The organism is Pseudomonas sp. GZD-209 (genome assembly GCF_049310485.1).
Taxonomy (GTDB): domain Bacteria; phylum Pseudomonadota; class Gammaproteobacteria; order Pseudomonadales; family Pseudomonadaceae; genus Aquipseudomonas; species Aquipseudomonas sichuanensis.
Genome location: NZ_JBMOWQ010000282.1, coordinates 1 through 13,480 on the forward strand (window position 1 = coordinate 1; position 13,480 = coordinate 13,480).

A 13,480-nucleotide genomic window follows, 5' to 3' on the forward strand; every position below is an offset into this window, starting at 1 on the left:
GCGGCGCTTCGCGGGTAAACCCGCTCCCACAGTTTGTTTCGGGCCAGTCTCTCCTGTGCCATCACCTGGTCAGCCTTGTTGATACGACTCGGTTTCAGTGTGGGCGTTGCCGCCGCCCCGCATGACTCAAGGCATGCACCAAGGCAGGCGCCGGTACTTTCACAGGACTCATTGGCCCGAAACAAACTGTGGGAGCGGGTTTACCCGCGAAGCGCCGCGCGGGCGGCGCTCGATCTGATAGGCGCTGCAAATCCTCCGGCGAGCACCTGGTAGCCCTCACCCACTATCCCGATCAGCCCTATGCGCCCTATCCCGCACCGGACACCGCGCCCGGTGCAGATTCAACGCCGTATTGATAATCCCGATATGGCTGAACGCCTGCGGAAAATTCCCCAGCATCCGCTTACCCACCGGGTCGTACTGCTCGGCCAGCAGCCCGACGTCATTGCACAACCCAGTCAACCGCTCATACAGCATTTGCGCATCCTGCTGACGCCCGAGCAGCACATACACATCCGCCAGCCAGAACGAACACACCAGGAACGTACCCTCCCCCGGCGTCAGACCATCGCTGCAACTGTCGCTGTCGTAGCGCAGCAGCAGGCCGTTGCGCAACAGGCGCTGTTCGACCTGCTCAAGGGTACGCAGAAAGCGCGGATCATCCGCCGGCAAAAAACCGGTCAGGGCAATCTGCAGCAGGCTGGCGTCCAGCTCGGTCGAGCCATAGGCCTGCACGAAGTGCTGCCCGGACGGGTCCAGGCCACGCGCGCAGACTTCAGCGCGGATCTGCTCGGCAACGCGCCGGTAGTGCCTGCCTCGCTCGCGGTCTTCCTCGGTGGTCTCGGCCAGGCTGGCGGCGCGGTCGAAGGCAACCCAGGCCATGACCTTGGAATGCACGAAATGCTGACGGCCGCCGCGCACCTCCCACAGCCCTTCGTCAGGCTCGTGCCAGATGCTTTCCACATAGGGCAGGATCAGCCGGGCGATGGCAGAGCTGCGCGGATGACGCGGCAGGCCGCCCTTGATGGCCTGGGTCATGGCGTCGGCGAGTTCGCCATAGATATCGAGCTGCAACTGCTCGGAGGCGGCATTGCCGACGCGCACCGGCCGGGAGTGCTCGTAGCCCGCCAGCCAGGGCAGGCTGAACTCGGGCAGGTCACGCTCGCCCGCCAGGCCGTACATGATCTGCATCTGCTCGGGGTTGCCGGCCACCGAGCGCAGCAACCATTCGCGCCAGGCCTGGGCTTCGTCGAAGTAGCCGAGGTTCATCAGGGCCAGCAGGGTCATGGTGGCGTCACGCAGCCAGCAGTAGCGGTAGTCCCAATTGCGTTCGTCACCCACGCGCTCGGGCAGCGAGGTGGTGACGGCGGCGACCATGCCGCCGGTGGGCGCATAGGTCATGGCCTTGAGCGTCAGCAGCGAGCGGCGCACCAGATGGGTGTAGGGGCCGACGTCCGGGCAGCGGGCGGCGAAGGCCTGCCATTGGGCGATGGTCTGTTGCAGGTCATGATCGACATCGCACCCGGGCTGAACGGGCAGGTGCGAGGGCTGGTGGCAAAGGCTGAACACCTGGCGCTCGCCAGCGCGCACGCGAAAACGCGCAACGCTGTGATGGTCCTGGCCATGGGCTTCGACACTGCTGCGCAGTATCAGCCGGTCGGGGCCGGCCACCGCGCTGAGGGTCAGCGGGTCGATCTTCTCCACCCAGGGCACGCTGCGGCCGTAGTCGAAGCGCAGCACCAGGTCCATCTCGAACGCGGTTGCGCCCGCCAGGCCTTCGACGATGCGCACGATGGCGTTGCTGTCACCCAGGGGCATGCAGTCGAGCACCCGGGCCCGGCCGCTGGCGGTGGTCCAGTGGGTTTCCAGCACCAGGGTGTCGTCTAGGTAGCGGCGTGTGCAGTGCTCCACCGGGTCACTGGGGGCGATGCGCCAACGGCCGTTTTCTTCGTTGCCCAGCAATGCCGCGAACACGGCCGGGGCGTCGAAGCGTGGCAGGCACAGCCAGTCGATGGCGCCGTCGCGGCTGACCAGCGCGGCGCTGCGGCAGTTGCCGATGAGGGCGTAGTCTTCGATGGGGGCAGGCATCCGGGCTCCTTTGGCGTGTGGGCCTGAGGTTGGATGCCTGGGGGGCGCTAGTCGTTCCGCCCAAGTCGGCCTCATCGCGGGGCAAGCCCGCTCCCACGGAAGTGGGCTGCCCCCAAGAAGTTGGACACCAACTTAAGCCTTGGGGGTGGTCCAAAGCGTGGGAGCGGGCTTGCCCCGCGATAGGGCCGGTGCAGGCAACCATCAACCCAAGTTGTGCCACTCGCGCTTGTCGCGGGTCAGCAGCTCGTTGCCAGCCTCCGGGCCATCCTCCCCGGCCGCATACCCATGCACCTCCCCCGCCTCGCTGGCCCAGGCATCAAGAAACGGCTGCACCGCGCGCCAGCCGTTCTCGATGTTGTCGGCACGCTGGAACAGGGTCTGGTCGCCCGTCAGGCAGTCGTAGATCAAGGTCTCGTAACCGGTCGCCGGGGTCATCTGGAAGAAGTCCTTGTAGGCAAACCCCAGCTCGACGTTTTCCATGACCAGCTCCGGCCCGGGCCGCTTGGCCTGCAGGTCGAACCACATGCCCTCGTTGGGCTGGATCTGGATCTTCAGGTAGTTGGGCTTGGGCCGCTCCAGCTCGCTTTCGCGGAACTGCGCATAAGGCGCGGGCTTGAAGCAGATGGCGATCTCGGTGTCGCGCACACTCATGCGCTTGCCGGTGCGCAGGTAGAACGGCACGCCGGCCCAGCGCCAGTTGTCGATCATCACTTTAAGGGCGACGTAGGTCTCGGTCTGGCTGTCTTTGCCAACATTGGGCTCGTCGCGGTAACCGGCCAGCGGCTTGCGCCCCTGTTTGCCGCTGGTGTACTGGCCACGCACCGAATTTTTCAGTGCCATCTTCGTCGTCCACGGGCGGATGGCGCCGATCACCTTGGCCTTCTCGCCACGCACCGCATCGGCGCCAAAGGCGGCCGGCGGCTCCATGGCGACCATCGCCAGCAGCTGGAACAGGTGGTTGGGCACCATGTCGCGCAGGGCGCCGGTGCTGTCATAGAAGGCGCCGCGGGTCTCGACGCCGACCGTCTCGGCCGCAGTGATCTGCACGTGGTCGATGTAATGGTTGTTCCAGAACGACTCGAACAGGCCGTTGGAAAAACGGCTGACCAGGATGTTCTGCACCGTCTCCTTGCCCAGGTAATGGTCGATGCGGTAGATCTGCCGCTCGTTCATCACCTTCAGTAGGCGGGCGTTCAGCGCTTCGGCGCTGGCCAGGTCGGTGCCGAAGGGTTTCTCCACCACCACCCGCCGGAAGCCCCCGGCGGACTCGTCGAGCAGGCCGGCATCGCCCAGGCGCTGGGCCACTTCCGGGAAGAAGCGTGGCGAGGTGGCCAGGTAGAAGATGGCATTGCCGTGGCTGGTCTTGTCGATGCGTTTGGCCAGGGCCTGGTAAGTCGCCGGGTCGAGGAAGTCGCCGGTCTGGTAGTCCAGGCGCTTGGCCAGGCGCGCCCAGAGCTTGTCGTCCAGGCAGCGCTCGCTGCCTTCGCGGCCCTGGTCACGCTCCAGCATGAAGGCATGCAGGCGCTCGGCGAACGCTTCGGCGCTGGCCGCATTGTGATCGACCCCGACGATGCGCAGGTTGCGGTCCAGCAGGCCATCACGGCTCAGGTTGTACAGCGCCGGCATCAGCAGGCGCTTGACCAGGTCGCCGTTGGCGCCGAACAGGAACAGGGTGCAGGGTGGAGCGGCAGGGATGTTTGGTTTGGTCATTCGCCTTTCTTCTCGACGTGGCCACCGAAGCCCAGGCGCATGGCCGAGAGGATCTTGTCACCGTAAGTACCCTGCTGCTGGCGCGAGCGGAAGCGGGCGAACAGCGCGCTGGACAGCACCGGCACCGGCACTGCCTGCTCCACGGCGGCATCGATGGTCCAGCGCCCTTCGCCACTGTCAGACACCGAACCGCTGAACGCGGACAACTGTGGGTCGGCAACCAGGGCGTCGGCGGTCAGGTCCAGCAGCCAGGAGGTGACCACGCTGCCACGGCGCCACACTTCGGCGATCTCGGTCAGGTTGAGGTCGAAGCGCTGGTCTTCGGGCAGTTCGTCGCCGCCCTTGCTGCGCAGCAGGTCGAAGCCTTCGGCGTAGGCCTGCATCAGGCCGTACTCGATGCCGTTGTGCACCATCTTCACGTAGTGGCCGGCGCCCGGCGGGCCGGCGTGGATGTAGCCGTGCTCGGCGCGCTCGTGCTCACCGCTGCGCCCGTGGGTGCGGGGGATGTCGCCGACGCCGGGGGCCAGGGCCTTGAACAGCGGTTCCAGGCGCTCGAACACCTCCTTCTCGCCACCGATCATCATGCAGTAGCCGCGGTCCAGGCCCCACACGCCACCGGAGGTGCCCACGTCCAGGTAATGCAGGCCACGCTTGGCCAGCTCGGCCGCGCGGCGCATGTCGTCTTTATAGAAGGTGTTGCCGCCGTCGATGATCGCATCGCCCGGCTCCAGCAGTTCGGCCAGCTGGGCGATGGTCTGCTCGGTGGGCTCGCCCGCCGGCAGCATGACCCACACCGCGCGCGGCGCCTTGAGCTTCTGCACCAGCGCGCCAAGGTCGTGGGCCCCTTGCGCGCCCTCGCCCTCAAGCCCGGTGATCGCTTCACGGTTGCGGTCATGCACCACGGTGCGGTGGCCGGCGCGCATCAGCCGCCTTGCGATATTGCCGCCCATGCGGCCCAGCCCGACGATTCCCAGTTGCATGTGGTGACGCTCCCGTTAGAAATGGATTACAGCCGTTAAGGATTTCAGATTAGTCCAGCGTACCCGCAGAGGGTTCACCGACGAACGGCGAGACCACGATAAACAAAAAAGTTCCCATGGCCAGGGAAAGAATTCAGAATGCGCGCCGCGTGAAGCGACTACGCTTTGATTTGTCACCAGCCAGCCCTGCGAGGTGTGCTCATGGGTACCCTGATGCCTGCCACTCCCACCCAGACCCTCTACGTGTCCGTACGCCGTGATGAACTGCGTCAGCTGAAGGACGAACGTGACCAGCTGCGCCAGCAAGTGGCGCACTTGAACCAACTGCTGGAACAGGCCCGCCTGCAAGGCAAGCCCGCCAGCCTCTGAGTCACCGCCCCTGCGCAGGGAGCCGAGCGGCTCCCCGCCCTGCCCGTTTTCACCCCCCGCCCTACCCGCCGACCAGGCACTTCCCTACCTGTACAAATTTTGTAACACCCGCCAACGTTTGCGGGGACGAACGGTCATCAGAAAAATGACCAGCAAGTCACAAGAATGTCGTTTCGTCCCCTACACTCCAGATTCGGCCCGCGTTTTGCTCGGAAAAAGTGACGTAAAAAAGTCGAACTTTCCGAAATGCGGGCAGGTCAGGAGCTAAGTAGGCCAACGCAAAGGGACTTCCTCACGCCAGGCCCACCCACCCCCACCCGTCTACACGCTTTTCGGCCGGATTGCCGAGCGTGCCGTGCCTGCGCGCACCGATATCGGGCAAGGACCGCACTACGAAGATGCACCACCGATCAGAGAGAACCAGCACGAAATAACGCAACGGGTGCCCGCACCCGCAAAAACAAGGGACGGAGAGAAGTATGATCAGTGCCGCTGTCGAACCTCACGTAGATGCATTCAAATCGGATAGCCGCGAGCCGCTGCCACCCAGCCTCGCCCCGACAGTCAAGGCACCCGGCGCCCAGCGCCAGCACAACCCCAACAAGCGCAAGGTCCTGTTCGTCACTTCGGAAATCGCCGACCTGGTCAAGACCGGCGGCCTGGGCGACGTGTCCGCCGCCCTGCCGCGGGCTTTGGCCCACCTGCACGATGTGCGGGTGCTGATCCCTGGCTACCCCCAGGTGATGGAGAGCGACAACCCCATCCATATCGTCGGTGAACTGGGCGGCCACGCGGCACTGCCACCGTGCAAGATCGGCCGCATGGACCTGGCCGATGGCCTGGTGATCTATGTGCTGATCTGCCCCGAACTGTACCAGCGCGAAGGCACCCCCTACGGCGCCAACAACGGCCGCGACTGGCCAGACAACCATATCCGCTTCGCCCGCCTGGGCCTGGCCGCCGCAGAAATTGCCGCCGGTGAAGGCATGGCCCACTGGCGCCCCGACCTGGTGCACGCCCACGACTGGCCGGCCGGCCTGGCCCCGGCCTACATGCACTGGCGCGGGCTGAGCACCCCGACCCTGTTCACCATCCACAACCTGGCTTACCAGGGTGTGTACAGCCGCGCCTGCAGCCCGGAGCTGGCGATCCCCGACCACGCCATGCAACAGGAAGGCATGGAGTTCTACGGCAAGCTGTCGTTCCTCAAGGCGGGCCTGGCCTACTCCAGCCACATCACCACGGTGAGCGCCACCTACGCCCGGGAAATCACCACCCCCGAGTTCGGCTGCGGCCTGGACGGTTTCCTCGCCAGCAAGGCCCAGCAAGGCTTGCTCGGCGGTATCCCCAACGGCATCGACGAGAGCTGGGATTCGGCCACCGACGGGCACCTGGTGCACAACTTCAGCCTCAACGACTGGGACGGCAAGGCGCGCAACACCCAGCAGGTACGCGAGTTGTTCGGCCTGGACGCGTCCAAGGGGCCGCTGTTCGCCGTGGTCTCGCGGCTGGTCTACCAGAAAGGCCTGGACCTGACCCTGGGCGTGGCCGACTACATCGTCGAGCAAGGCGGCCAGATCGCCATCATCGGCCGTGGCGAGCCCGAAGAAGAACAGGCCATGCGCGAGCTGGCATTGCGTCATCCGGGCCGTATCGGCGTGCGCATCGGCTTCAACGAAACCGATGCCCGGCGGATGTTCGCCGGCAGCGATTTTCTGCTGATGCCATCGCGCTATGAGCCGTGCGGGCTGAGCCAGATGTACGCGCAACGCTTCGGCTCGCTGCCGGTGGCGCGCAATACCGGCGGGCTGGCCGACACCATCGAGAACGGCGTCACCGGGTTCCTGTTCAACGACTCGACCCTGGACAGCTACCGCGAAGCGCTGAGCCGCGCCTTCTATGTGTACGGCAAGAAGCACCTGCTCAACGCCATGCGCTGCCTGTCGATGACCCAGCCCTTCAACTGGTGCCAGGCGGTGGAACCCTACGCGCGGCTGTACGAGGACCTGGTCAGGCAGACCCAGATCGCCCACTACTGAGCGGAGAGCGGACGATGCACAGGCATGGCGCGCAGGTAGTGGACGCCACGTCGGCGCGCTTTGCCCTCTGGGCGCCGGATGCGCGCAGCGTGAGCGTGGAAGTCGAGCGGCAGCCCGCCGTTGAGCTGTCGCCCGTTGATGACGGTTGGTACGTCGGCGTTGCCCCCTGCCAGGCCGGTGAGCGGTATCAGCTGCGGATCGACCGGCAGCTCAAGGTGGCCGACCCGGCTTCGCGCTATCAGCCCGAGGGCGTGCAGGGGCCGAGTGAGCTGGTGGACCTTGCCGGCTACCCATGGCAACACCCCTGGCAGGGCCGCCCGTGGCACGAGGCGGTGATCCAGGAGTTGCACGTGGGCCTGCTCGGCGGTTACAGCGGCGTGGCCGAGACGCTGCCACGCCTGGCCGCGCTGGGCATCAGCGCCATCGAGCTGATGCCGCTGGGCCAGTTCCCCGGTGAGCGTAACTGGGGCTATGACGGCGTGCTGCCGTTCGCCCCACAGCACAGCTACGGCACGCCGCAGGAGCTGTGCGCACTGATCGACCAAGCCCACGGCCACCGCCTGATGGTGCTGGTGGACGTGGTTTACAACCACTTCGGCCCGGACGGCAACTACCTGCACCAGTACGCCAGCCCGTTCTTTCGCCAGGACCGGCAGACGCCCTGGGGCGCGGCCATCGATTTTCGCAGGCCAGCGGTGCGCGAGTACTTCATCCAGAACGCGCTGATGTGGCTGTGCGACTACCGCTGCGACGGCCTGCGCCTGGATGCGGTGCACGCCATCGACCAGCCGGATTTCCTCGTCGAACTGGCGCAGCGGGTGCGCGCGGCGGTAGCGCCGGGCCGGCAGATCTGGCTGGTGCTGGAAAACGAACACAACCAGGCCGCGCTATTGGAACAGGGCTTCGATGCTCAGTGGAACGACGACGGCCACAACGCCTTGCACGTGCTGCTGACGGGCGAAACCGAAGGCTACTACGCCGACTACCAGCAGCGGCCGATCGACCAGCTGGCACGCTGCCTGGCCGAAGGCTTCGTGTTCCAGGGCCAGGCCAACCGCCATGGCACGCCACGGGGCGAACCCAGCGGCCACCTTGCACCCAGCGCGTTCGTGCTGTTTTTGCAAAACCACGACCAGGTCGGCAACCGCGCCCTGGGCGAGCGCCTTACCCGCCTTTGCCCGCCCCAGGCCTTGCGCGCGGCCACCGGGCTGTTGCTGCTGGCGCCGATGATCCCGCTGCTGTTCATGGGCGACGACGACGGCAGCTGCAAGCCGTTCCTGTTTTTCACCGACTTCCACGACGCGCTGGCCGATGCCGTGCGCGAGGGCCGGCGTGGCGAGTTCGCCCACTTCGACGCCTTCGCCGACCCCGCCAGACGCGAACAGATCCCCGACCCCAACGCCGAAACCACCTTCGAACGTTCCCGGCCGCAGCACAAGGACGTGCTGGCCGGCTGGCACGGCCTCTATCAGCAACTGCTCGACCTGCGTAAACGCCACCTCATCCCGCACCTGCCCGGCACCCGCGCACTCGGCACCGAGGTGCTGGGCGACAAGGCACTCACCGCACGCTGGCGCCTGGGCAACGGCCAGCAGCTGCGTATCGACCTCAACCTCGGCGCCCAGCCCCAGGCCGTGCAACTGCCGGCCCAGGCGCTGCACCTGTACGACAGCAGCGACAACGCCCACCCCGACTCGACACTCGCCGCGCACAGCTGCGTGGTCAGCCTGCTGCCCCCCGAACCGGAGACGCCATGAGCGAACAGCCCCTGCACCGCCTGGCCGCCCGCGTCGGCCTGGCCCGCGACTGGATCGACGCCAACAACCGCCCGCAGCAGGTCAGCGACGAGGTGCTGCGCCATGTGCTGCAAGCCCTTGGCCACCCCGCTGACGACGACCAGGCCATCGCCAGCAGCCTGCGCCTGGTCGAGCAGGCCGAAGACAGCGAACACCTGCCCCCGCTGCTGACCGTCGATGTCGACCAGCCCCTCGGCCTGCAACGCTGGTTCAGCGCCGGCAGCCAGGTGCACTGCACCCTGGAGGACGCCAGCCAGCGCACGCTGGTGCTGGACGCCCAAGCACGCCTGCCGGGTGGGCTGCCGACCGGCTATCACCAGTTGGCCATCGACGGCCGCACCTTCACCCTCGCCGTGGCGCCGCAGCGCTGCCACGCGCTCGAAGATGCCATTAGCGAACCGCCACCGCGCTGCTGGGGCCTGGCGGTGCAGTTGTACAGCCTGCGCCGCCCCGACGATGGCGGCTATGGCGACTGCCTGGCGCTGGAGCAGTTGGCGCGCAGTGCCGCCGAGCGCGGCGCCGATGCCCTGGCGATCAGCCCGATGCACGCGCTGTCGGCCTTCGACCAACAGCACTTCAGCCCCTATTCACCGTCCAGCCGGCTGTTGCTCAACGCGCTGTACGCCAGCCCCGCAGCCCTGCTGGGCGAACGCGCCGTGCGCATGGCCATCGAGGCCTGCGGGCTTGCGCAGACACTGGAAGACCTGCAGCAACAGCCACTGGTGGACTGGCCACGCGCCGCCAAGGCCCACCAGCGTTTGCTGGAAGCGCTGTACCAGGACTTCAGCCAGGGCGACCACCCGCTGCGCGCAGACTTCGCCAGTTTCCGCGAGGCCGGCGGCGAACGGCTCGAACACCATTGCCGCTTCGAAGTGCTGCAAAGCGAGGCGGTGGACCAGGGCCTGGGCGCCGATTGGCGCAACTGGCCAAAGGCCTGGCACGACCCCTATCACCCGGAAGTCGAAGCCTTCGCCGCCGCCTACCCGGCCCGTGTCGAATTCCACGCGTTCTGCCAGTGGCTCAGCGAACGCAGCCTGCAACGCGCCCAGGACGCGGCGCGCAGCAACGGCATGGCGATCGGCCTGATCGCCGACCTGGCGGTGGGCGCCGACGGCGCCGGCAGCCAGGCCTGGAGCCGCCAGGACGAACTGCTGGCCGACCTCAAGGTCGGCGCACCGCCCGACATCCTCAACCGCGCGGGGCAGGACTGGGGCATCTGCGCCTTCTCCCCCGAAGGCCTCAAACGCAACGGCTACCGCGCCTTCATCGAGATGCTGCGGGCCAACCTGGCCCATGCCGGCGGCCTGCGCATCGACCATGTGATGGGCCTGCGCCGGCTGTGGCTGATCCCCCGTGGCGCCACTGCCCGCGAGGGCGCCTACCTCAACTACCCGCTCGACGACCTGCTGCGCCTGCTGGCCCTGGAATCGGTACGGCACCAGGCGATCATCCTCGGCGAGGACCTGGGCACCGTGCCCGAAGGCCTGCGCGAGCGCCTGGCGGCCAAGGCCGTGCTGGGCATGCGCGTGCTGCCCTTCGAGCAGGATGCGCCCGGGCGCTTCAAGCCGATCCTCGACTGGCCGGACAACGCCCTGGCCACCACCGGCACCCATGACCTGGCGCCGCTGGCCGGCTGGCTGCAAGCCCGTGACATCGACTGGCACAACCGCCTGCAACTGATCGACGCCACCAGCGAAGGGCACTGGCGCGATAGCCGGGCGCTGGAGCGCGACGGCCTGCGTCGCACCCTCGAGCACAACTACGGCCCATTGCCGGACGACCGGGCGTTGATCGACGCGGCGATCCGTTACCTCGGCCACACCCGCGCCCCCTTGGTGCTGGTACCGCTGGAGGACCTGCTGGGCTGCGACGAGCAACCCAACCTGCCCGGCACCACCGCTGGCCACCCCAACTGGCGGCGCCGCTTCAAGGCCACGGCCCTCGAGCTGCTCGACGACGAGGACGCAGCGCGGCGCCTGGAGCTGCTGGCCCAGGCCCGCGAACAAGCCTGGGAGCGTGATCGATGAAGCCGCTAACCGCCACCCTGCGCCTGCAGCTGCACAGCGACTTCACCCTGGATGACGCGACGCCGTTGGTGCCCTACTTCGCCCAGCTCGGCATCAGCCATGTATATGCCTCGCCGATCCTGACCGCCCGTGCAGGCTCGCGCCACGGCTACGACGTGGTCGACCCGACCCGGGTCAACCCCGAGCTGGGCGGCGAGGCCGCGCTGGAGCGCCTGGTGGCCGCCTTGCGCCAGCATGGCATGGGCCTGATCCTCGACACGGTGTCCAACCACATGGCCGTGGGCGGCGCCGACAACCCCTGGTGGCAGAGTCTGCTGGCCTGGGGCCGACGCAGCCCCTATGCCGAGTTCTTCGATATCCAGTGGCACTCCAGCGACCCGCTGCTGGCCGGGCAACTGCTGTTGCCGTTCCTCGGCAGCGACTATGGCGTGGCGCTGCTCAACGGTGACATGCCCCTGACCTTCGACGCCGAGCATGGCCGGTTCGAGGTCGCCCATCACGCGCATCGTTTCCCGATCTGCCCACTGGACTACGGGCGCATTCTCGGCCGTGCCGAAGACCCACGGCTGCAGGCCCTGGCCCAACACTTCAGCGCCCTGCACGAGGCCGCCGAACCGCTGGCCGACGCCGTGGCGCTGCACCGCGACCTGGCCCTGGTGGTCGAGGCCGGGGCCAGCCTCGAAGGCGCCCTGGCCGCCTTCGACAGCCGCACCGAAGCCGGCTTCAAGCGCCTGCACCAGTTGCTGGAGCGCCAGACCTACCGCCTGGCCAGCTGGCGCACCGCCGCCGACGACATCAACTGGCGGCGCTTTTTCGACATCAATGAACTGGGCGGCCTGCGGGTGGAGCGTGCGGTGGTGTTCGAGGCCACCCACGCCAAGCTGTTCGAGCTGATCGAGCGCGGGCTGGTGGATGGCTTGCGCATCGACCATATCGACGGCCTGGCCGACCCGCGCCGCTACTGCCGCAACTTGCGCCGGCGGGTCGACGGGCTGCTGGCGCGCCGACCGTTGCAGGCGGGTGTGGAGCACTTCCCGATCTACGTCGAGAAAATCCTCGGCGCCGATGAACACCTGCACCGCGACTGGCTCACCGACGGCACCACCGGCTACGAGTTCATGAACCAGATCTCGCTGCTGCAACACGACCCGGCGGGCGAGGCACCGCTGACCGAGCTGTGGAGCGCCGTCAGCGAACGGCCGGCATTTGCCGAGGAAGTGCGCGAGGCTCGCCACCTGGTGCTCAACGCCGGCCTGGCCGGCGACTGCGAGTCGGTGGCCCTGGCCTTGCTGCAGGTGGCCCGCGACGACCTGATGACCCGTGACCTCACCCTCGGTGCCATCCGCCGCGCGCTACAGGCGCTGGCCGAGCACTACCCGGTGTACCGCACCTACATCAACGCCTGTGGACGCCCGGCCGAGGACGAGGGGTTCTTCCAGCAAGCGCTCGCGGATGCCCGCCAGTCACTGAGCGAGGCCGACTGGCCGCTGCTCGAGCACCTGGCGCAGTGGCTCGGCGGCCAGCCCTGGCGACGCCTGCCCCCGGGCCGACCACGCAAGCACCTGCGTCACGCCTGCGTGCGCTTCCAGCAACTGACCGCGCCAACCGCCGCCAAGGCCGTGGAAGACACCGCGTTCTACCGCAGCGCCCGGCTGTTGTCGCGCAACGATGTGGGCTTCGAGGCCGAGCGTTTCAGTGCCGACCCAGGGTGGTTTCACACACAAGCCCAGCGCCGCCTGCGCGACTTCCCCGACAACCTGCTGACCACCGCCACCCACGATCACAAGCGTGGCGAAGACTGCCGGGCGCGCCTGGCGGTGCTCAGCGAGCGCGGGGCCTGGCTGGCCAGCCGGGTGGAGCACTGGCGCGAACTGGCGGCGCCGCTGCGCGAGGCATTGGAGGATGGCGCCGCGCCCGGCCCGGGCGATGAGCTGCTGCTGTGGCAGACCCTGCTCGGCAGCTGGCCGCTGGCGCTCGACCTGCATGACGCCAACGCACTGCGCCACTACGCCGAGCGCATCGGCGGTTGGCAACAAAAGGCCCTGCGCGAGGCCAAGCTGCGCAGCAGCTGGGCGGCGCCGAACGAGGCTTATGAACAGGCCTGCGCCGCCTATGTGAACGGCCTGCTGCTGGACGCGCAGAACCAGCAGCTGCGCCAGTCACTGCACGAGGCGGCGCGGCAGATCGCCTGCCCCGGCGCGCTGAACAGCCTGGCGCAATGCCTGCTGCGCATGACCACGCCGGGCGTGCCCGACCTGTACCAGGGCAACGAGTACTGGGACTTCAGCCTGGTCGACCCGGACAATCGTCGCCCGGTGGACTACGCTGCAAGGCGTGCCAGCCTGGACGCCAGCACGCCCCTGGCCGCACTGCTTGGCCACTGGCAGGACGGGCGCATCAAGCAGGCACTGATCGCCCGGCTGCTGGACTGTCGCATGAGCCATCCCGAACTGTTCCGGCGTGGCGCCTAC

General features: G+C 67.5%; 8 protein-coding genes. 5 read left to right on the forward strand and 3 right to left on the reverse strand.

Annotation, left to right across the window (positions count from 1 at the left end):
• Positions 1-276 precede the first annotated feature (276 nt).
• The 3 genes from ACO6VM_RS26865 to gnd all read right to left on the reverse strand — a co-directional run bounded on the left by ACO6VM_RS26865 (position 277) and on the right by gnd (position 4,778).
• Positions 277-2,088, reverse strand: coding sequence for a glycoside hydrolase family 15 protein (locus tag ACO6VM_RS26865; RefSeq protein ID WP_422402708.1), 1,812 nt, complete (start codon positions 2,086-2,088; stop codon positions 277-279).
• 201 nt (positions 2,089-2,289) lie between these two features.
• The gene (gene zwf, locus ACO6VM_RS26870; protein ID WP_422402709.1) at positions 2,290-3,798 is read right to left on the reverse strand and encodes a glucose-6-phosphate dehydrogenase; all 1,509 of its coding nucleotides are present in this window, start codon (positions 3,796-3,798) and stop codon (positions 2,290-2,292) included.
• Positions 3,795-4,778 carry a phosphogluconate dehydrogenase (NAD(+)-dependent, decarboxylating) gene (gnd, locus tag ACO6VM_RS26875; RefSeq protein ID WP_110993610.1) on the reverse strand — a complete coding sequence of 328 codons (984 nt, stop codon included), beginning with the start codon at positions 4,776-4,778 and terminating at the stop codon, positions 3,795-3,797. Before gnd ends, zwf begins: the two co-directional genes overlap by 4 nt.
• Before the next feature lie 201 nt (positions 4,779-4,979).
• Between gnd and ACO6VM_RS26880 the strand changes: the two genes are divergently transcribed.
• From ACO6VM_RS26880 to ACO6VM_RS26900, 5 genes are all read left to right on the forward strand, one after another.
• Positions 4,980-5,147, forward strand: coding sequence for a DUF6026 family protein (locus tag ACO6VM_RS26880; protein WP_167409825.1), 168 nt, complete (start codon positions 4,980-4,982; stop codon positions 5,145-5,147).
• A gap of 479 nt (positions 5,148-5,626) precedes the next feature.
• Positions 5,627-7,186, forward strand: a complete 1,560-nt coding sequence (gene glgA, locus ACO6VM_RS26885; protein ID WP_422402710.1) for a glycogen synthase GlgA — start codon at positions 5,627-5,629, stop codon at positions 7,184-7,186.
• A gap of 14 nt (positions 7,187-7,200) precedes the next feature.
• On the forward strand, positions 7,201-8,943 hold the full coding sequence (gene treZ, locus ACO6VM_RS26890) for a malto-oligosyltrehalose trehalohydrolase (RefSeq protein WP_422402711.1): 1,743 nt from the start codon (positions 7,201-7,203) through the stop codon (positions 8,941-8,943).
• Positions 8,940-11,009, forward strand: coding sequence for a 4-alpha-glucanotransferase (malQ, locus tag ACO6VM_RS26895; protein WP_422402712.1), 2,070 nt, complete (start codon positions 8,940-8,942; stop codon positions 11,007-11,009). Before treZ ends, malQ begins: the two co-directional genes overlap by 4 nt.
• Positions 11,006-13,480, forward strand: a 2,475-nt coding sequence (locus tag ACO6VM_RS26900) for a malto-oligosyltrehalose synthase (protein WP_422404053.1), incomplete at its 3' end; no start/stop codon positions are given. The genes malQ and ACO6VM_RS26900, both read left to right, overlap by 4 nt.